Origin of the sequence: Pseudomonas chaetocerotis (assembly GCF_015712105.2) — a bacterium.
GTDB lineage: Bacteria > Pseudomonadota > Gammaproteobacteria > Pseudomonadales > Pseudomonadaceae > Aquipseudomonas > Aquipseudomonas chaetocerotis.
This window is the reverse complement of sequence record NZ_JACFYX020000009.1, coordinates 22,555-41,367: the sequence shown is the minus strand read 5'-3', so window position 1 is coordinate 41,367 and position 18,813 is coordinate 22,555. Positions and strand designations below refer to the sequence as shown.

25 protein-coding genes, 1 tRNA gene and 1 pseudogene are annotated in these 18,813 nt (G+C 61.2%); 11 read left to right on the top strand and 16 right to left on the bottom strand.

The window, feature by feature from the left end; translation table 11 throughout:
• Window positions 1–34 precede the first annotated feature (34 nt).
• The 3 genes from H3221_RS16650 to H3221_RS16640 form a co-directional block, all read right to left on the bottom strand.
• Window positions 35–2,215, bottom strand: a complete 2,181-nt coding sequence (locus H3221_RS16650; RefSeq protein ID WP_196476479.1) for a putative bifunctional diguanylate cyclase/phosphodiesterase — start codon at window positions 2,213–2,215, stop codon at window positions 35–37.
• 64 nt (window positions 2,216–2,279) lie between these two features.
• Window positions 2,280–4,451, bottom strand: a complete 2,172-nt coding sequence (locus H3221_RS16645) for a hypothetical protein (RefSeq protein ID WP_196476478.1) — start codon at window positions 4,449–4,451, stop codon at window positions 2,280–2,282.
• Window positions 4,452–4,751: 300 nt separating this feature from the next.
• Entirely contained in the window at window positions 4,752–5,729 is a 978-nt protein-coding gene (locus tag H3221_RS16640; protein ID WP_196476477.1) for a zinc-dependent alcohol dehydrogenase family protein, read from the bottom strand.
• A gap of 171 nt (window positions 5,730–5,900) precedes the next feature.
• On the opposite strand from H3221_RS16640, the gene H3221_RS16635 reads away from it, so the two are divergent.
• Both H3221_RS16635 and H3221_RS16630 read left to right on the top strand, forming a co-directional pair.
• Window positions 5,901–6,602: a substrate-binding periplasmic protein gene (locus H3221_RS16635; RefSeq protein WP_196476524.1), complete on the top strand. Its 702-nt coding sequence runs from the start codon at window positions 5,901–5,903 to the stop codon at window positions 6,600–6,602.
• An 83-nt stretch (window positions 6,603–6,685) separates the two neighbouring features.
• Window positions 6,686–7,831: a PQQ-dependent sugar dehydrogenase gene (locus tag H3221_RS16630; RefSeq protein WP_196476476.1), complete on the top strand. Its 1,146-nt coding sequence runs from the start codon at window positions 6,686–6,688 to the stop codon at window positions 7,829–7,831.
• 41 nt (window positions 7,832–7,872) lie between these two features.
• Here the strand turns inward: H3221_RS16630 and H3221_RS16625 are convergent, their stop codons facing one another.
• The gene (locus tag H3221_RS16625; protein ID WP_003462311.1) at window positions 7,873–8,064 is read right to left on the bottom strand and encodes a hypothetical protein; all 192 of its coding nucleotides are present in this window, start codon (window positions 8,062–8,064) and stop codon (window positions 7,873–7,875) included.
• A gap of 240 nt (window positions 8,065–8,304) precedes the next feature.
• Between H3221_RS16625 and H3221_RS16620 the strand changes: the two genes are divergently transcribed.
• The 3 genes from H3221_RS16620 to H3221_RS16610 all read left to right on the top strand — a co-directional run bounded on the left by H3221_RS16620 (window position 8,305) and on the right by H3221_RS16610 (window position 10,651).
• Window positions 8,305–9,147 carry a CvfB family protein gene (locus H3221_RS16620; protein WP_003462310.1) on the top strand — a complete coding sequence of 281 codons (843 nt, stop codon included), beginning with the start codon at window positions 8,305–8,307 and terminating at the stop codon, window positions 9,145–9,147.
• Window positions 9,148–9,202: 55 nt separating this feature from the next.
• Window positions 9,203–9,278: transfer RNA gene (locus H3221_RS16615), tRNA-Thr, on the top strand.
• 164 nt (window positions 9,279–9,442) lie between these two features.
• A complete protein-coding gene (locus H3221_RS16610) occupies window positions 9,443–10,651 on the top strand; it encodes a tyrosine-type recombinase/integrase (protein ID WP_196476475.1) in 1,209 nt (402 codons plus the stop codon).
• Here the strand turns inward: H3221_RS16610 and H3221_RS16605 are convergent.
• The 12 genes and pseudogenes from H3221_RS16605 to H3221_RS16555 all read right to left on the bottom strand — a co-directional run bounded on the left by H3221_RS16605 (window position 10,624) and on the right by H3221_RS16555 (window position 15,678).
• On the bottom strand, window positions 10,624–10,866 hold the full coding sequence (locus tag H3221_RS16605; RefSeq protein ID WP_080756986.1) for a helix-turn-helix transcriptional regulator: 243 nt from the start codon (window positions 10,864–10,866) through the stop codon (window positions 10,624–10,626). The two genes, H3221_RS16610 and H3221_RS16605, sit on opposite strands and share 28 nt — an antisense overlap.
• A gap of 117 nt (window positions 10,867–10,983) precedes the next feature.
• Entirely contained in the window at window positions 10,984–11,730 is a 747-nt protein-coding gene (locus H3221_RS16600; protein ID WP_196476474.1) for a metallophosphoesterase, read from the bottom strand.
• Entirely contained in the window at window positions 11,727–11,954 is a 228-nt protein-coding gene (locus H3221_RS16595) for a hypothetical protein (protein ID WP_196476473.1), read from the bottom strand. Before H3221_RS16595 ends, H3221_RS16600 begins: the two co-directional genes overlap by 4 nt.
• Window positions 11,955–11,956: 2 nt before the next feature.
• A complete protein-coding gene (locus tag H3221_RS16590; protein WP_196476472.1) occupies window positions 11,957–12,640 on the bottom strand; it encodes a hypothetical protein in 684 nt (227 codons plus the stop codon).
• Complete coding sequence (locus H3221_RS16585; protein ID WP_196476471.1) at window positions 12,637–12,846, bottom strand: hypothetical protein; 210 nt, start codon at window positions 12,844–12,846, stop codon at window positions 12,637–12,639. The genes H3221_RS16590 and H3221_RS16585 overlap by 4 nt, the downstream gene beginning before the upstream one ends.
• Window positions 12,843–13,445: a hypothetical protein gene (locus H3221_RS16580; RefSeq protein WP_196476470.1), complete on the bottom strand. Its 603-nt coding sequence runs from the start codon at window positions 13,443–13,445 to the stop codon at window positions 12,843–12,845. Before H3221_RS16580 ends, H3221_RS16585 begins: the two co-directional genes overlap by 4 nt.
• Before the next feature lie 59 nt (window positions 13,446–13,504).
• Window positions 13,505–13,876 carry a hypothetical protein gene (locus tag H3221_RS16575; RefSeq protein WP_196476469.1) on the bottom strand — a complete coding sequence of 124 codons (372 nt, stop codon included), beginning with the start codon at window positions 13,874–13,876 and terminating at the stop codon, window positions 13,505–13,507.
• Window positions 13,873–14,106, bottom strand: coding sequence for a hypothetical protein (locus H3221_RS16570; protein WP_196476468.1), 234 nt, complete (start codon window positions 14,104–14,106; stop codon window positions 13,873–13,875). The genes H3221_RS16575 and H3221_RS16570 overlap by 4 nt, the downstream gene beginning before the upstream one ends.
• Complete coding sequence (locus H3221_RS16565; RefSeq protein ID WP_196476467.1) at window positions 14,106–14,339, bottom strand: hypothetical protein; 234 nt, start codon at window positions 14,337–14,339, stop codon at window positions 14,106–14,108. Before H3221_RS16565 ends, H3221_RS16570 begins: the two co-directional genes overlap by 1 nt.
• Window positions 14,340–14,341: 2 nt before the next feature.
• Window positions 14,342–14,548, bottom strand: a complete 207-nt coding sequence (locus tag H3221_RS25880; RefSeq protein WP_397428083.1) for a hypothetical protein — start codon at window positions 14,546–14,548, stop codon at window positions 14,342–14,344.
• 18 nt (window positions 14,549–14,566) lie between these two features.
• A pseudogene (locus H3221_RS25875) lies at window positions 14,567–14,716 on the bottom strand (LuxR C-terminal-related transcriptional regulator); the annotation flags it as partial.
• A gap of 113 nt (window positions 14,717–14,829) precedes the next feature.
• Window positions 14,830–15,678: an XRE family transcriptional regulator gene (locus H3221_RS16555; RefSeq protein ID WP_224490654.1), complete on the bottom strand. Its 849-nt coding sequence runs from the start codon at window positions 15,676–15,678 to the stop codon at window positions 14,830–14,832.
• Window positions 15,679–16,495: 817 nt separating this feature from the next.
• On the opposite strand from H3221_RS16555, the gene H3221_RS16550 reads away from it, so the two are divergent.
• The 6 genes from H3221_RS16550 to H3221_RS16525 all read left to right on the top strand — a co-directional run bounded on the left by H3221_RS16550 (window position 16,496) and on the right by H3221_RS16525 (window position 18,675).
• Entirely contained in the window at window positions 16,496–16,810 is a 315-nt protein-coding gene (locus tag H3221_RS16550) for a hypothetical protein (protein WP_196476465.1), read from the top strand.
• Between the two features lie 89 nt (window positions 16,811–16,899).
• Window positions 16,900–17,082, top strand: coding sequence for a hypothetical protein (locus tag H3221_RS16545; protein WP_196476464.1), 183 nt, complete (start codon window positions 16,900–16,902; stop codon window positions 17,080–17,082).
• The gene (locus tag H3221_RS16540; protein WP_196476463.1) at window positions 17,079–17,363 is read left to right on the top strand and encodes a hypothetical protein; all 285 of its coding nucleotides are present in this window, start codon (window positions 17,079–17,081) and stop codon (window positions 17,361–17,363) included. Before H3221_RS16545 ends, H3221_RS16540 begins: the two co-directional genes overlap by 4 nt.
• Window positions 17,356–17,592, top strand: coding sequence for a hypothetical protein (locus tag H3221_RS16535; protein ID WP_196476462.1), 237 nt, complete (start codon window positions 17,356–17,358; stop codon window positions 17,590–17,592). The genes H3221_RS16540 and H3221_RS16535 overlap by 8 nt, the downstream gene beginning before the upstream one ends.
• Window positions 17,589–17,918, top strand: a complete 330-nt coding sequence (locus H3221_RS16530) for a hypothetical protein (protein ID WP_196476461.1) — start codon at window positions 17,589–17,591, stop codon at window positions 17,916–17,918. Before H3221_RS16535 ends, H3221_RS16530 begins: the two co-directional genes overlap by 4 nt.
• Complete coding sequence (locus H3221_RS16525; protein WP_196476460.1) at window positions 17,908–18,675, top strand: Rha family transcriptional regulator; 768 nt, start codon at window positions 17,908–17,910, stop codon at window positions 18,673–18,675. Before H3221_RS16530 ends, H3221_RS16525 begins: the two co-directional genes overlap by 11 nt.
• The last annotated feature ends 138 nt before the right edge of the window (window positions 18,676–18,813 follow it).

Genomic DNA, 18,813 nt, shown 5'->3' with positions numbered 1-18,813 from the left:
GCGCGCACCGGATGGCTCGTGGTGCCACAGGATTCTAGAAGCGCGTGCCGACGCGCTCCAGCGGCCGGTAATGCGGAGGGAAGAGGGTCACGATTTCTTCCAGCGGTACCGGTTTGCTGAACAGATAGCCCTGGACCTGATCGCAGTCGCGCTCCTGCAGAAACGCCAGCTGCTCGGTCGTTTCCACGCCTTCGGCGACGACCTTCAGGTGCAGGGCGTGGGCCATGGCGATGATGGCGTGGACGATCTCACGGTCCTGATTGGAGTGGGCCACGTCCTGGATGAAGGAACGGTCGACCTTCAGGGTATCCAGCGGTAGGCGGCGCAGGTAAGCGAGCGAGGAATAGCCGGTGCCGAAATCGTCGATGGACAGGCTGACGCCCAGCGCGCGGATGTTTTCCAGCAGGCCGATGGCGCGGTTGATGTTGCTCAGCAGTGCGCTCTCGGTCACCTCCAGCTCCAGGCAGTGAGCGGGGCAACGGGTCGAGTTCAACAGCTGTTCGATGCGGCCAGGCAGCTGGTCGTTGGCCAGGTTCAGCGCCGAACAGTTGACCGCGATCTTCAGCCCCGGATAGCCGAGGCGGTCCAGGCTTTTGAGGTCGAGACAGGCACGGCGCAACACCCAGTTATCGAGCTGATCGATGAAACCGTTGGCTTCGGCGATGGCGATGAAGCGCTCCGGTGTGAGCAGTCCATGCTGCGGGTGATACCAGCGCACCAGGGCTTCGAGTTTGCTCAGCGCGCCGCTGCGCAGGTCGATGATCGGCTGGTAGTAGAGGAGCAGGCCGCTGTCCTGTTGCAGGGCCTGGCGCAGGTCTTCTTCCAGCTGCAGCTCGAACGAGGCTTTCTGCTTCAGATGCGGGTTGAAGAAATGCACGACGTTGCGCCCGCTGCCCTTGGATTGGTAGAGCGCCAGATCAGCATGCTTGAGCAACTCGTCGGCGTTGCTGCCGTCCTGTGGGAACAGGCTGATGCCGACGCTGGTGGTCATCACGATCTTACGACCGGCCAGGCCAATCGGCTCCTTCATGTGTTCCAGCATGCGCGCGGCCAGCGCGCGCGGGGCGGAGTTGCTGTCGAGGCTGGCGATCACGCAGAACTCGTCGCCACCGAAGCGCGCGATGATGTCGCGCTCACGCAACGCGCTGCGGATGCGCTGCGCCACCACGCGCAGCAATTCGTCGCCAGCGTCGTGGCCAAGGCTGTCATTGATGCGCTTGAAGTGATCGATATCGAGGAACATCACCGCCAGGCTGCGGCCGGTGACGGCGTGTTCCTCCAGAGTGGCGGCGAACACCCGGTTGAAGCCGCGGCGGTTGAGCAGTTCGGTCAGGGGGTCGAAATGTGCCACCTGCTCCAGCGATGCCTTGGCCTGATCGAGCTGCACCAGCAGGGTGTTGACCCTTTGCAGGTCGCGGTCCTTGTCGTCGAGCTTGCGACCGATCCAGGCCGCAGCCAGGCTCAGGCTGAGAATCAGCAGGGTGATGGAGGCGACGATCAGTACCAGTTGCACGCTGTTGTCGGCGCTGCGCAACTGCAGCGGCGTGCCGTCCGGCACCACCAGGTGGAGTGCAGTCATGCCGGTGTAGTGCATCGAGGCGATGGCGGCGCCCATCACCAGCGCCGCTGAATATTTCATCCAGCGTTGGCGGCGCTGCGAGCCATGTCGCACATAGCGGTTGAGCAGGAGCGCGGCGAAGCTGGCGCTGACAGCGATGACGATGGACAGGGTGAACAGGCCGACGTCGTAGTAGGCCTGCGCCTGCGAGCGGATCGCCGCCATCCCGCTGTAGTGCATGGCGCTGATACCCAGGCCGATGATGATGGCGGCCAGCAGCTGTCGACTCAGGCCGGGACGCGGCATGGCCATGTAGTACACGGCGAGGAGGGCGGCAGCCAGGGCTACCAGCAGCGACAGCGCGGTGGTGGCGAGGTCATAGCGAATGGCGACAGGCGCCTGGAACGCCAGCATGCCGATGAAGTGCATGGACCAGATGGCGCCGGCCAGGCACAGCCCGCCAAGCAAGCCCCAGACCAGGCGCATGCTGTGCCTTTGTACCTGATCGAGATGCTTGGCGATGGTCAGCGTGCTGAGGCTGCCGACGCTGGCAATGACGTATGACAGTGCCACCAGCCAGGGGTCGTGTTCGCAATCGAGCAGGACCTGGCCCTGCTCGGGCAGGTCGGCGAGAAAACGGATCGATAGTCCTTCCATAGTCACCCCGCTTGGCTGCGGCTAGCGTGCCTTGTTCAGTGAAGCACAGGCACGCTCGTACCACCTATTTTCCGTAATCGTTGAGCGAGATCACCCGTGTCTTGCCGATGCGGTGGCGATAGATTTCGCGCAGGTACTTGATCGCCTGTTTGACGCTTTCGCGTGTCAGGCGGATGTCGTTGATCGAAACGAACTTCTCCGCGTCGTGGATCAGCTCGCGGTACTTCTTCTCGTACATCGGCTTGATCGCGTACCAGTTGGTGTCGAGGATCTTCGCCGGGTCTTCGTGCTCATTGAGCATGGCGTCGAGCTGCGCTTCGTTGAAGCGCTCGGAGACGATGAAATCGAGCATGGCGTCGTCCAGGCTGTCATCGAAGCGGTACTGGTCACGGGCGAAGCAGCGTTTGATGTAGGCGACGATCAGGGTCAGGAAGTCGTCCGACAGGCACGGGCTCTTGACGATCAGGGTGGTCAGCGACAGGTTCGCCGAGGCACCGATCACCAGCGCATAGCGCTTGAGCGTGGTATTGGGGAAGAGGTTGTTGAGGTGGGTCTTGAGCCGGTTCAGGTCCATGTAGGACAGCTTGTAGTCCTTGGGCAACGAGACGATGGACACCACCGAGGAACAGTTCTTGAAGAAGTGCAGGTCGCTCAGTTGCGTGGCGTCATAGCCGCTGGATTTGTATTGCTCCAGCGCCTGGCGATAGCGCTTGGATTCGATCGGCAGCAGGCTGATGCCCTCGATGGCCTGGGTGACCTTGTTGAAGTGCGGCAGGTCGATGGAGCGGAAGAACAGGTCGTCGATGTTCAGCCGCGGTGGGCTTTGTTCCTTGTCCAGCACGCGGAATTTTTCCGAGAGCTGGGCATGCTGTTCGGGCACCACGGACTCGGCGTAGGCCACGGCTACCGGGCCGGCCAGGCTCATGAACAGGTCGTTGGCGTCGAGGCGTATGGTCTCGCCGATGTCGATGCCGGCGCGGCGGAAGTAGTTCTGGTCGTAGTCGCTGGTCACCGCCTGGGCGGTGAGGATGTTGAAGATCTGCTGCGAGATGTACTGGTTGGCGTGGCGCTCCATGGCGGTCACGTCGATGTTGTGGATGCTGCCGTCACCGCTCTCTTCGGCGTAACGCATGATGTCGTTGGAAATGAGCATCATCGCGTTCCACGGGCGGATGCGGCGCATCACGCTTTCGGCGCTGTTCTGCTCGTTGTCGAAGTTGTAGGAGAAGTCCCATTCCTCGGCCAGGTACTTGCAAAGCAGGCGTCCGGCGTTGATGTGCAGGGCCTCTGACATCTCGCTGCGCTGGTCGGAAATGTTCGGCAGGATGCAGATGCCGCTGGTGAAGATCGGTTCGAAGACGAAACCACGTTCTCGCTCGGCCTCGCCATCGTCCGGCGTCTTGCTGTCGAAGGTCTTGCTCATGTAAGCGAACTGTTGTGCCAGGCCAAACTCCGAGGCCATGCCCGAGCCGGTGCCGCCGCCGGCACTGAAGATGTAGAAGTACAGGCGCGACTGGTTGGCCTTGATCCCGCAGGAGTCGATCAGATAGCTGTGGATGAACTTCCAGTCTTCGTTGGAGAAGCGCTGGGTGTCCTTGTTGAGGATGATCTTGGCCAGGTACTGACCGAGGATCGGCGCATTGCCGGCCCCACCGGCATGCACCTCGGACAGGTCCATGATCTTCATCTTGCTGTAATCGTCGAGAAACCCGCTCATCTCGCCCTTGCGCGAGAAACGAATGCGTCCGGCGATGTCCTTGTCCAGGTCGCCGAGCATCACCAGCGGCTCGATCAGGAACACCGGCTTGCTGTTCTTGCGCGGCGCACGCAACAGGTTGCTGCGTATCCAGCGGCTGGGGCGCGAGGCCTGCTCGATAGCGGCAGTGGCTTCGCTGTGAAACTCTTCCAGATAGAACTGGCGTGCGTTGTAGACCAGGGATGCGACGTCCAGTGCGATGTTCGAGCCGCAACGGCCAAGGCCGATCAGGCACACCGAGGGGAACTGCTGGATGCGGCTCGACTCGCCCTCGTCCAGCGGCTCGCCCAGCGGGAACACCATGTTGCGCAGGCCGTCGAGGTTATCGAGGATGCGCTCGATATCGCGTTCGGTGAAATACAGATACTGCTCGCCACTAGCGCTGCGCCCCGGCAGCGCGGGGGGCGCCAGCAGGTTGTCGGCGATATCGGCCAGGGTGGCTTCCTTTGCGGGGGCTACGGCGTCTTTTTTAGTTTTCATCGGTGACAGTCCGGCGAGTCAGTGGGGTGTTGGCCATTGGCCATAAAATGACCAACCCCATAGGTTCTAGCACGGAAAAAAGTACTTTGCGTTATTCCTCACAGATATGAGCTGCTTTGGCCGATACGCCTCATGCTGCGCATCAGGCACGCGAATGGCAGTAGCACTGCCCGCGTAGGGCGTACTCGCCGCAGGCAGGACGCCGCTAGTGAGCGGCAGAGATGGCGCCCCCTTGGGGGCAGGGGCGCTTGGCGTATTTCGGAGGGGAGGGTGCGCCGTGCGCACCAATCGCTGTAAGCCTCAGGGCACCAGCAGAATCTTGCCGTCTCGCTCGCCGCTGGCGGCTGCCGCCACAGCGTCCTTGATGTGCTCCAGGTCATAGGTGGCGGCGACGCGGGTCTTCAGTTTGCCGCTGGCGATCAGTTGCACCAGCTCGCCGAACACCTTCATCTGCTGCGCCGGGCTGGCGTTCTGGAACCACTTGGCTAGCCAGAAGCCGCGCAGGGTCACGTCACGGAACACGAAGGAGGCTGGCGAAACCTGGCAAGCCTGGCCGCTCATCATGCCGTAGTTCACCAGCACGCCGCCGTTGGCCAGGACCGCTGCGAGATTGTCGGTGCTGACGCCGCCGACTGCGTCGATACCCAGGCGCACCTCGGCGCCGCCAGTGGCTGCACGCACACGCTTGGCCAGGTCCGGGCCGTCCACCAGTACCAGATCACCGCCTTCGGCCTCGACGCCGGCAATGGCTGAATCACGGCGTACCACGTTGATGGTCTTGAAGCCGCGCAGCTTGGCCAGTTGGATCAGGTAGCTGCCGACGCCCGAGTTGGCGGCGTTCTGGATCACCCAGTCGCCCGGCTTGAGATCGACGAACTCGCTGAGCAGCAGCGAGGCAGTGGGTGGGTTGACGGTCAGCATGGCCAGTTGCAGCGGGTCGGCATCCGGTAGCGGGATGAGTTTTTCCGCCGGAGCATTCAGCGCCGTGACCCATGTACCGCAGCCGACCGGCAGCAGCACGGTCTGGCCGACCTTGAAGTTACTGACGCCCTCACCGAGCGCCTCGACCTTGCCCACGCCTTCGTTGCCGCCCACGGCTGGCAGCGGCGGCAGCATGCCGTAAGCGCCGGTCAGGGTCAGTACATCGGACGGGTTGATCGGTGCAGCCAGTACCTTGACCCGCACTTGCCCGGCCGTGGGCTCCGGCAACTGCAGTGGCACGGCGCTGATCACGTCCTGCGGCACCGGGCCGCGTTGTTGGTATTGGGCTTTGAGCATGGTCTTGGTCTCCTGAAGGCAGGCGCAAAATGCGTGCAGCCAGTCTAGCTGCGATAGGGCAAAGTGGAATGAATCGGCTGGCATCCACTCTGGTTATGAAGGCGGCCAGGCGTCTATGCTCTGGCGGGACCGATAGTGGGGTAGAAGATGCTCAGATGGTGGCTGGGAGTGATGCTGGCATGCCTGAGCCCGACGGTTGCGGCCGAGTTGCTGCATGTCGGCTTTGGCACGCACAAGCCGCCTTATGTCTATGAAGGTGAGCCGCGCGGCCTGGAATATGAACTGGTGGAGCGCGCCGCGCACAACGCCGGCTTCGACGTGACCGCCTATTACGCGCCGATGGAGCGCCTGCACCTGATGCTGCGCCGCGGCGAGATCGACGCCATTGCCACCACTCACGAGCGCAGTGGCGTGCAGGCCTTCTATTCGGACGTCTACATCCATTACCAGAACGTGGCGGTGGCGCTGGCCAAGCGCGGTTATCAGATCGAGCAGATCGCCGACCTCGGCCAGTACGCGGTCAGCGCCTTTCAGCGTGCGCGACTGCTGATGGGGCCGGAGTTCGAGCGCATGGCCATGAACAATCCGCGCTACCGTGAGGAGGCGCTGCAGATCAATCGCAATCGCCTGCTCTATAGCGGCCGCACCGATGTGGTGGTGGGCGACCGGCGCATCATTCGCTACCTCGATCGCGAGGTGGACGATCAGGTCGATGTGACCCAGCCACTGGCCTGGTTCGATATTTTCCCACCGACGCCATACCGTGTCGGCTTTCGCCGTGATGAACAGCGTCGGCGCTTCGATGAGGGGTTGCGCATGCTCAGAGAGTCCGGCGAATACCAGCGTATCGAGCAGCGCTACCTGACGGATTGAAACCTGAGGAAACTTTTGTGGGGCTGCCACGGCTCAGGGGCTGTTGCACTATGGCCGCCTGTCTGACGCATGGAGACGCCACGATGCCGCGCCTGAAACCCCTCGCAGCCCTCGGTTTGCTCGCACTGTTCGGTTATCAGCACAGCTTCGCCGAAGACCGGCAACTGAGCTCCGAACTGGGGCCGTTGAACGTTCACACCGTCGCCGAAGGTCTGGCCAACCCCTGGGCGGTCGCCTTTCTGCCCGATGGCCAGGGTTATCTGGTCAGCGAGCGGCCAGGTGCCTTGCGCCGGGTAAGCGCTGAGGGGGACGTGTCCGAGCCGCTTCGCGGCGTGCCCAGGGTCTTCGCCGTCGGCCAGGGCGGCTTGCTCGATGTGGTGCTGTCACCTGATTTCGCCGAGGACCGCCTGGTCTATCTGTCCTACGCCGAGGAAGGCGACGGGGCTGCGGGTACGGCTGTCGGGCGTGGCAAGCTGTCGGCCGATGCCACGGCGTTGGAAGGCTTCGAGGTGATCTTCCGCCAGCAACCGAAGCTGTCCAGCGGCACGCACTTTGGCTCGCGGCTGGTGTTCGACCGCGATGGCCATCTGTTCATCGCCCTGGGCGACAACAACAATCGCCCCACCGCGCAGGATCTCGACAAGCTGCAGGGCAAACTGGTGCGCATCTTCCCGGACGGGCGCATACCCGAGGACAACCCCTTCGTCAGCCGTGACGGCGCGCGTGAGGAAATCTGGTCTTATGGCCACCGCAACCAGCAGGGCGCAGCGCTCAATCCCTGGAGTGGCCGCCTGTGGACCCACGAGCATGGCCCGCGTGGCGGCGACGAAATCAACGTGCCTGAAGCGGGCAAGAACTATGGCTGGCCGCTGGCGACGCACGGGGTGAACTATTCGATGCTGGCGATTCCCGAGGCCAAGGGTGAAACGCTGGAAGGCACCGAGCCGCCGCATCACGTCTGGGAAAAATCACCGGCGATCAGCGGCATGGCCTTCTACGATGCCGAGCGTTTCCCGATGTGGCAGCACAACCTGTTCATCGGCGCGCTTTCCGGCCAGGCGCTGATTCGCCTGCAGCTCGATGGCGACACGATCGTGCATGAGGAACGTCTGCTGGAGTCACTGAACGCACGGGTACGCGACGTACGGCAAGGACCGGACGGCTATATCTATGTGCTGACGGATGCGCCGAAAGGGCAGTTGCTGCGCCTGGGGCTGGCGAGCGAGTAACGCTGGGAAGGGGCTGGGTGCGCGATGCGCACCCGAGGCGATCACTTCTTGCTGATGGTGATCTGGCGCGTGCCGCCGTAAGTCTGGCCGCTGACGCCCTTGGCGATCTGCTGGATCTCGCCACCGCCCTGCAGGAAGGCAGCAATCTGCGCCTCGATGGACTCGCGGGTTTCCACGGCAGGGGCGGGTTTGCTGACTTTGCTGGAGGAGGACTTCACGCGCAGGGTGGCCATGACCTTGATCTCTTTCAGATGGGCGGCCGGCCATTATGCCTGAAGCAGCCCATTCCTGCTTGGTTAATCGCCGTGATGAATAGCATAACGCTGCCTCTCACCCACTTTTCGCAGCAACTTATGGCTTGTTTCCCAGGCACTTATGCCACCATTCGACCGGCCGTCGTTTTGCCATGCGGCCAGCCCGGTTGCGCGTCAACTCGGGTAGAATGGCCGGCTGTTTTGGTGAGGTGAAACGCGATGGCCTTGATTGGGCGGATGAATTCTTTGCAGGTGGTCAAGCACACCGACTTCGGTCTGTACCTGGACGGTGGTGCGGATGGTGAAATCCTCCTGCCCAAGCGCTACATCCCCAAGGACACACCGAGCGAAGTCGATGACTGGCTCAACGTGTTCCTCTACCTCGACAGCGAAGACAAGCTGATCGCCACCACCCTGAAACCGAAGATCCAGCTCGGTGAGTTCGCCAGCCTCAAGGTGGTGGATATCAACCGCGTCGGCCTGTTCTTCGACTGGGGCCTGCCCAAGGACCTGCTGCTGCCGCATTCCGAAGAGAAGCGTCCGCTGCAGATCGGCGACTACTGCGTGATCTACCTCTACCTGGACAAGCGCACCCGCCGCCTTACCGCCACCGCACGCCTGGACCGCCACCTGGACAAGGTGCCGGCCAATTACCAGGTCGGCCAGGAAGTCGACCTGCTGGTAGTCGAGCGTACCGATCTCGGTTTCAAGGCCATCATCGACGGCAAGCATTGGGGCCTGATCCACAAGAACGAGCTGTTCAAGTTCATCCGCAGCGGCATGCGCGAGAAGGGCTACATCAAGGAGCTGCGTGCCGACGGCAAGATCAGCCTGAGCCTGCAGCCCATCGGTCACGAAGCCGCCAGTGGCCTGGCCGAGCAGATCATCGAACGGCTGCGTGCGCAGGGCGGTGTGCTGGCGCTGGGTGACAAGAGCCCGCCAGAGCTGATCTCCGAGCATTTCCGGGTCAGCAAGGGCAACTTCAAGAAGGCCATCGGCGGCCTCTACAAACAGGGCCTGATCCGCATTCACGACGACCGCATCGAACTGCTCGACAGCTGACGTCACAGCGACTTGAGCACGAGCGTGGCAACTCGCATAATGCCGTCGTCTCCCCGCCGGTGTAGCTCAGTCGGTAGAGCAGCGCACTCGTAACGCGAAGGTCGTAGGTTCGATTCCTATCTCCGGCACCATCATACCTTCCGAGCAGTTCCACGAACTGCCGGCATGCCCAATAAAACCGCCGCCTGGCGGTTTTCTTTTTTCCGATACCTTGCTATTTCTTCCAGTGCGTTGCGTAAATTTTTAGTACATTCCGCAGCACATCGTAGATTCGATTGCACAGGTAATGTACTAAATGCCCCTCACAGACACGGCAGTCAGGCAGGCCAAGCCGCAAGACAAGCCATATACCCTCAAGGACAGCGATGGCCTGTTCCTGTACGTAGCGCCGAACGGCACCAAATCGTGGCACTACCGGTTCACCTGGCACGGCAAGCAGCCGCGCATCTCGATTGGCACCTATCCAGCCATCGGGCTACGTGACGCTCGCGCACGCCGCGATGAGGCGAACACCCTGGTGGCCAAGGGTATTGACCCTCGATCAGAGCGGCGCAGGGCAAAGGCCGAGGCGGCAGTGCATCAGGAGAACACCTTCGAGGCGGTGGCCGAGCGCTGGTATTCGTTCAAGCTGCCCAGGTGGTCGGCTGCCCGTAAAGGAGCCGCGGCACAGGCACGTTTCTATCTCGATAAAGACCTGATCCCTGAGCTTGGGCGCATACCTGTAGGCGAGGTCACCCGCGCCGACGTGCTGCGTGCTTTGAGGCGCGTTGAGCGGCGCGGAGCGCTCAACTCTGCCCGAAAGTGCCGGTCATGGCTGAACGAGGTATTCAGGTTTGCCATGGCCGAAGGGCTGATCGACACAAACCCGGCTTCGGATCTGGATATCGTGGCCATGCCGGAGCCACCTGTGCAGCACAACCCGTTCCTGAGGCGCGAGGAACTACCCGAGTTCCTGTCGCTGTTGCGCGACTTCAAGATGGCCGAATACGTGCGCAGTGCGATTCGTCTGCTGTTGCTGACCGGTGTGCGAGGCATTGAGTTGCGCACGGCTGAGGCTGACCATTTTGACTATGACGCGCAGCTATGGTCGATCCCGCCGGGGATCGTGAAGCAGTTGCAGAAGAGGGTGAGAACGAAGAGCGGGGAGATTCCGCCGTATCTGGTGCCGTTGTCGCGGCAGGCGGTGGAGGAAGCGAAGAGAGTGCACAAGCTGACTGGTGGCTATCGCCTGCTTATCGCGGGTCGTAACGACCCGCGCAAGCCGATAAGCGATGGCACCGTTAACTCAGCCATCTCACGAATGGGATACAAGGGCCGGCTCACCGGGCACGGGTTGCGTGCCACGATCTCTACGGCCTTGAACGAGATGGGGTACGAGGAGAAGTGGATCGATGCTCAGCTTTCACACATTGGCGACTCGTACAACCACGCTGAGTTCGTGGAGCAGAGGCGTGCAATGATGCAGGACTGGGCAGACTACTTGGACGGTTTGCTATCGCCCTGATTGTCGGGAGATCGCGCTGCCTTCACTCGCTCTCGCGCCCATGCCTGAACCTCTGATTTAACCCAGGCTACGGATCGTGGTCCCAGTTTTACCTGTGCGGGAAACTGCTTTGCCAAGATACGCTCGTAGATTGTGCTGGTGCTCAGGCCTGTCATCCTGCGCACTTCCGCGATCTTGATGAACTCTACGTCATCAGGAATGTGTGCGATGTTCATTTTCTGTCCTCGTTGCTCGCTCGGCTTACCGTGGCCTTGATTTGTGAATTTCGGTGTTCATTTCGTCCGTAGAGACTGCTCCGCTCCTATCAATAAGCTCACGCTGCGCGACCCGGATCAGTCGCTCCATTGAAGCCTCCCGCGCATGGGGGGAATGGTCTCCAGCGTCTGCAGGTCGAGCAGGGTGAAGCGCCCGCTGCCGTCCTTGAGCCATGCGCCCGTGTCGATGTGGTAGACGTTGCCCAGCACTGCCGGCTCTCGTAGCGGGGTATGCCCGACAACCAGGGCGCGCAGATCAGGAACTCCAGAGGCGTCGGCCTGCTCGAGCCTGCGGCGTGACCATTGGCTCAGGTCTTTCATCTCGCGATGATTGACATCGGAGTGCTCGAGGAACTGGATGAACAGCCCCCAGGTCGGCATCGGGCAATCGGCGTGCACGATGGCCACCAGGCCGCCAGGTGTTTCCACCTCGATGGCGATCGGTAGGCCTGCCAGGGCGTCGGCGATGTTCATCTGGTCGATAGCGGGCAGATCCATCAGCCAGGCGCCGCCAAGCACGGTGTAGTGCCCGGCGCTAATGCTGCGCTCGCGCACGTACCGCACCCCGATTTCCTCGTGGTTGCCCTGTACTGCGTGGAACCATGGCCGCTGCAGCCACTCCAGCACCTGGGCAGACTCAGGCCCGCGGTCGACCAGATCGCCTACCGAGAACAGGCGGTCGCGCTCAGGGTTGAAGTCGGCCGCGTTCAGCGCCTGCTGAAGCCTCGAGAAGTGTCCATGGATGTCGCCCACGGCGAAGTCGCGCCCACCAGCTTCGTTCGCCGGGTAGCGGTCTACTGAATGCAGCCGGGTTCGCTTGGTCATAGCGAAAGACCCCGCTGCACCTGATCGCGCGCCACGTTTTCGCCGTCTGCGTTTTGTGGCGCGAGGATAACGACCACCACCAGGCTTGCCGCACTATCTGCTGCGCTCTCGAATGCCGCCCTGGCGTCATCGCGCTGGTTCAGGGCAACCATGGCCATGATGAAGAAGATCAGAACCGCCACTGAAAGCAGCGCGTTGATAAGTTTCGACTGTGCAAGGGTCATGGCTACCTCCCGCTTCGCTCAACGATGCGCTGTCCGCCGTCGCGGCTATGCACGACCAAGGCTGGCGCGTTTCTCTTCATACTGCCGTCCGGCTGTATGGTGTAGGACGGCACACCGTAGAACGGGCCGCCCGGGGCGAAGGCTTGTTTCAATATGTGCGGGTGATCGAGCAACGCCCGGTGAAAGGCCGCTGTCTTCGCTCGGGTGAGCGGTCCAGTGCTCCAGCGTTTGCGCCGGCCGCTCAGATGTTCGGCGCTGTCTTCATAACAGCCACCATCCCAGAGCAGATAACCAATAAGGGTGTCTGCGTCGCCGTGGTCATCTATCTGTCCCTTGATCTGGACACGATGCACAGGGTTTACCGAGAGCAGGTCGCACAGGGTCGAGAAGCCAAGCTCTTCTAGGGCTGGGCCGGTTGCTATAAGCCATCGGCCGCTATGCTCCAGGCTTTCCTTCAGGAAGTCGCGAAACTCTCGGTACGCATTCTCCAGGGTGGCCAACCGGTGCTTGGTGAACCGATGACCTCGCAGCATCCTGCGGGCTTGGGCCATCTCTAGCCCCCTCATGGTTCCGAGCGCCGAGCAAACGCGCATTGCCATCCGCAGGGCCAATAACCTGACGCGCAGGTCTCGGCTTTCGTCGTTGGCGATAGCAACACACTGTTCGTAGCGCTTCAGGCTGATCATTGATGCGGATCCTCTACTACGCGGATCTGCAGAGTGATGCCGCAGGCCTCGGCCAGCATCTGCAGTTCGCTGACCGTGCTCGACGCTTTCTGCATTGCGGCACCAAGCGCGATCAGGCGACCGCCAAGGTTCGAAAAGGGGTTGGCCTGAGCCGATTGATGTTCTGCAGCCACTTCGCGGGCGGGAACGTGTGCTGTCGCAGTCATGCCGGCATCCCCCCGCTCTGGCGGGCTTCCATCAGGGAAAGGCGGTCATACTTGGCGATCAACCAGGTGGTAAGCAGAACGCCGCCCAGGATCGCTACCACAACCAGCAGGATGACCAGCTTGGCGGCGGCGCCCTCCTTGCTGTCGTTGCCCTTGAATAGGTCGCCGACCTTGGAGAACGCCGAGGCGACGCCACCATTCGCCGCGCTGTAGATGTTGTGGCCGGTGGCGAAGGTGTTCCACGCCGCGGCGCCCATGCTCTGCCAGTTGCGCTCGCGCCAAGCCACCGCCCAGGAATGTACGGTGATGACGATCCCGGTACCGATACATGGAAGGATCGCGGCCAGGTACCAGAGCGAGAAAGCCGCCTCGGCCGCTTTCGGTGTCAGGTAACCAAGCCCGAGGCTCGTGAAAACCAGGCCGAACAGGATGACCATCGAGAAGCCGATGGCGCTCTGGATCGCGCCGCACCACATGAGCAGGCGTGGAAAGCCTCCGAGGGCTTTCGACTCCGACCAGAAGGTGCCGCAGACTTTGGCATTCCACCAGCTGATCACCAGATTGATCAGCAGCAGGCCGACGAAAAAAAGGATGCTCATAGGTTCGTTTCTCGCTGTTCGGTGGTCAGCGCCTGCGCATGCAGGCGCAGGTGCCTTGGTTACTTACCGACGCCGTTTTCGAGGATCTGCAGGCGGTCTTCTTCGATGTACTCGTGGCGAGGGGAGCTATCGAGCCCGACTGCCGCTTCAACACCGATGCGGGACGATCCGAACAGGTAGACCGTGCGGGAGGTGGCGATGCCCTCAAAGCCGGTTACCTTGTCTTTCACGGTGGCGCCGAGAGGAACACCGTTCGACAAGCTGATACCTGGCGTGATGCCGGCCACCCTCTCCTCTGCACCGAAGCTATCGGCCTGTTCATGGCCCTGCGCTGGCTCTGCCGGCGAGTACGGACGAATCGAAACCTCGCCCTTGTACGGCGGAGGCAGCAGATTGATATGCAGATGAACTGTTTGGCTGGGTTGCTTCATTGGTTATTGCCTCGGTTGAGGGCGGCGCTAACCGCCTGGTGATTCCGCCCAGCCTTGTCAGCCCAGGCGATGTAAGAGAACAGCCCGACCAGCAGCCAGGCGGGGAGGGCGGCCCATGCGATAGCGGCCAGCTCGAGACGCCCACTCATGAGCAGAATGGGGCCGAGCCACAGGCCTATCAGCAGGCCAGCGAGCAGGTAGAGCAGAGCGGCGAGAGCGAAGGCGCGCATCAGATCAACCCCTTCTGTTGCAGGTCGACCAGCTCGGCGTCAGCAAAGGCCGCTGCGGCCTGCAGATCGGCCACGGTGAGCTCGTTGACGTGCTTGCCCAAGGTCTGCACGTGCTTGGCGAAAGCACGTTGCGCCGGGCCGTTGTAGCCGTTGCAGAAGTCGGCAACCGGACGGAGCATCGCGTCGAGCTGCAGCGCCAGGACATTGAGCGGGTCGTTGCGATCCCAGGCCATGGTCACACCGCCCAAGCCGCGCTATCGCGGCGAGCAGCTACGCGCATCTCAACGCGACGTGGCGTTTCAGGGCGGCGGGTGAAGGTGGTTTGCTGGTGCTGCAGGCCGACCAGCAGTGCCAGCAGGAAGCACGCGGCGGGGGCGATGATGCCGCGCCGCAGTGCTTCCGCAACTAGGCTGGCACGCTTGAAGGCGCCAATCTTGTACATGCACCGCTCAATTGCGCCTTTGATCGTTCGCGGAGAAAGGCCCTCCCTTCGAGCTATTTCCTTGTCAGTTTGGCCGGCTGCTACCGCTAGCAGGCAGGCTAGCTCGCGCTCTGCGAGACCCTTGCCTAGCTCTCCCTTCCATTGACCAAGAATGATTGCTTTGTGCATGTATGCGTACCATTGGTTCCTTTGTGCTCAGATTGAGTCACGGCGGCGATCGTGTCAAGAACCATTGGTACGTTTTGCGGTTAAAAAAAAGCGGTGCAACGACCGCTTAATTTTCAGTGGAATGCCGCTGACCAGAAAACTTTACCCAAGATGACTATCTCCTGGGATTTCATCTGTTCTGGTGAATACTCTTCATCCGGATGCTCCTCGCGATTGAAGCTCCGCATACGTATACCGCCTCCAGGCAAGCGATACAGACTTTTAACTCTCAGCTGCCCGCTGTGTGAAAGCGCATACATTTTCCCATCGATCACATGGGTCGCGGCCTTGTTGATTGCAACAGTGCTACCGTCTGGAAGGACGGGCTCCATTGAATTCCCATGAACAGGGACGCATACGGCCTGATCGAACTGAACGCTGTGCCTGCGTAGCGTCATTTTCCCAAAGCGAAGCTTCGCTCTAGTGCTTTCTTGAACCACTAAACGCCCACTCCCTGCGGACAGCTCAACTTCTCTTAAAAATGGAACCTCAACCTCGTCATCCTCAACCGGAGTGTTGTCGTCCCACGGGCTGATGGGGATCAGGTCAGGATGATCAACTTGTTCCTTGGGGGATTTCGCCCGTTCGTTGGCCAACTCCCCAAGCGTAATGAGATCGCCATGGGGCCGTCTAATTATCGTTTCCTTTGTGCGGATGGTGACAGGGATCCCATTCAGCGTTTCTTTGCTTTCGTGCCCTGCAACTTGCCCCCATAGCAACCACTCGGGATCTACCTGCAGGGCGTTTGCGAGGTCGGCTGCTCGCTCGAGAGTGGGCTTTGCGTCTCCTTGGAGCCACTTGGCTACAGCTTTCGGAGTCACGCCCAGGGCACGAGATAGGCGCGCAGCACTGCCGTGGCCGGCATAGCCTGCGGCGTTCATTGCCTGTCGGAGTCGCTCCGGAAATTTGTCTGTGCGTACCATGAGTTCATCCTGCCTTGGCTTGACTGCCCTGTCAGTCCCTTTTAGAGTGCGTACCAATAGTCCTCGTTGGTACGTTTTATGAGCGCTCTTAGAAAAGCCATAACCGCTGTTGGCGGAGTTGTGGAGGCCGCTCGGCTTTGCGGTGTATCGCCGCGAGCGATCAATAAATGGATCGCAGCTGGACGCCTTCCTCGGACTGAGTTCACGGGTGAAACCTGCTATGCAGAGCGCCTAGAGCATGGCGCTCTGTCCATTTGCTCGCCTGCTTCTTTTACCGCAGAAGCTCTCAAGCAGGATTCTCTTTCCGCCTACCGTCAATCAGTGACTGATTGCCATCCTAGCTGCATCGGCCCTGATGGTTCAGCGCTCAACGTACCTGTTAATTCGTCCAGTGCTGGAGGCGGCCAGTGATTCGCTTGCCGGGTCATGGTTTTTCCGCGCATGCGCGGATTCTCGAGTTTCTGCATGCGAAAACTTTGGGCCTTGGTCTGGTCGTCGGCAGTTGCCGAAAAAATGTTCACTCTTCTGACCACGCAACCCCGAAAAAAGCCCCCCTAGCTTCCCACTATTGCAGTGTGGAAATCGAAATTTTGCAGGGGGTTGCGCCTTTGTATTCCCGTGTTACGCACACGCGCTCATCTATCTCTGTTGCTCTGCTCAGGCCTCCCTGAGCGGCGCTTGCGTTTCTGAATTTGTGTGGATGATGGGGGTTGTCCTTTTCATCCAGGCACAAAAAAGCCCGCTTGGCGGCGGGCTTCTTCCAAACCACTCGTTGGCGCGAGTGGATGTACTGCTTCGTCTGTAGGAGGACGAGAAAATGTCACAACCCAAAAATAGCACTGCCCTCGCTGTGGTGCAACAGGCTGAAACTGTTGCATGCCAGTTCAGTTGCATGCCATCCGGCCATTTCATCCTCAGCACAGTGCCAGGCGTTCCGCTTGATCAGGCCATGGCGGAAGCATCCCGAATTCTTGATGGAACTTGGATGCTGCTTCGTCGCGTTGAGGACGATGGAGATGGTGACCTGCTGGGGCTGGAGGTCGGAGCTATCCGTCTGCTTGTTGAAACTGCCGCCGCTTTGCAAACCAGTTGCCGCCGTGGGCTCGCAGCATTGCAAGGAGGTGACCAATGATTACCTCACGCGAACGTACCTTTGAAGGGCTTAGTAAAACTGGAGTAGATGCCCTAGCGGTTCGGTCAGGCCTGCCAGTTGAGGACCTCATGGAGCTCAGTTCCTGCCGACTCGCCGAGACGCTCGAGTTGCTGCGTGAGCAGGCAGAGGGCGATGAAGGGCTGAGCCAGAACACCCTTTACGTTGTTCAGAACCAGCTCGAAACGGCCAAGGCCATGCTCGACGCCTGCACTGCTGGCCTGGTTCAGTTCGGTGGGAGGGCGCGGCCATGACCTTGCGCACCGCTGCAATCGAGTTTCGCCCAACCCCGCCCCTGGACGCCGGAGAGTTCGGCAACACGCTGGTGCTGGCCACCGTGCCGGGCCTCGATCCAGGCCTTGCCCTGGACGCGGCCATGGATCTTCTTGATGCCGTCCACGGCGCGCTTCTTGAACTCGTCCAGATGGGCGACCAACAGTCCTCTCGTTTGGCTGCCCTGAGCCTCTACGCAAACGAAACCGCTCAAGCCCTGGTGCGCTCGGTGATTGAGGGCAAGGAGGTGCCAGATGCGTAAGCACATTTCCGAAGGCAAGTTGCTGGCGGATCAGGTTGAGGCCGACCTGCTCGCTATCTATGCGCTGTCTGCGGCGATTCGTGATGACCGGGCGCACGAGGGCTGCAACCCGCCGCCACGTCTTGATGCTGAGCAACAGGACGCTATCCATCATGCGATCTGCCGGCTGAGTCACTTTGGCCTTCGCGCTTTCCATGACCTGCTGAATGAGCTGGAGGTGCCGGCATGAGCACGAAGATGATTCACCCCTGGCAATCGGTAATGCAATTGGCCGATGACCACTGGCACGGTTACCGGCCGCCAGCGATTGAAGAACTGCGCGCGGCTGCAAAGGGGTGCGCAGAACTTCAGTTCGTCATCGGCGATGGCCTGGGCGCGCTCAATGCTCTGCTCATCCACTTCGATGACGACCTTCGAGCGAGCGAGGGTATGTCACTCGCGCGCCTTCTTGCTTGCCTCGCCGAACTTCAGTTCACCTTGCGCCTGTTCGAGGCAGACACCCTCTCTATCGTGGAGCAGTTCGCGAAGTCGCCGGAGGTGACCAATGCCCAATGAACTGATCGCAGCTGGCGACCTGTCCGCCACCATGACTAGCTTGGAGATTGCGGAGCTGACCGGGAAGCGCCACGACAATGTAATGGCCGACATCCGCAAGATGCTGGTCGAGCTGTACGCCGAGGGGGGTGTCCTGAAATTTCAGGACACCCAGCGCAACCCGCAGAATGGGCAGGAGTATCCCGTCTTCCGTCTGCCTCGCCGAGAAGTTGAGATTCTGGTCACTGGCTACAGCATCACGCTGCGCGCCAAGGTTATTGACCGCCTGCGCGAACTGGAGGCGCCGCGCTCACTTACTGCCGCCGAGCAGTTGCTGGCACACGTCCAGATCACTGTCGAACTGGAGCGCCGCCAGCAGCAAACCGAGCAGCAGGTAGCGGCCCTGGTCGAGACCGTGGGCGACATGGATCGCGCCCACCCATTGCTCGACTCTATCCCCAACGGCATGGAGAGCATCACCGCTATTCGCCAGCGGATCGGCAAGCTGTACGGCCTGCCGCCCCGCGTGATCGACGCCGTGGTGCGCGAGATGCCACACAGCCCCAGGCCGTTCGCCATGGTGCGCAGCAAGCACGAGGAACTGAACGCCCGCCCGTTTGCAGTCTGGTCGAAGGCCGAGATAACCCGCGTGTTCGAGCGCTTCGCCCTGGGCTGCACCTTCGTGACCAAGCACCGAGCCACTCACCCTGACTTCCTGGGCGGCGCCGAGCGCTTCCAGATGCGCGGCGAGCCGGCCGGGGAGGCGTCCAATGGATGACCGCAAGCCGCTGCCGAGAACTGGTGACGATATGGATCTGCCTGCTGGCAAGACCTGCGCTGACTGCGCCCACTGCCGGCGCTGCACAGCGATGTTCGGCCATATCCCGGCTGACGAGTCCTGTGACTGGTCTCCATC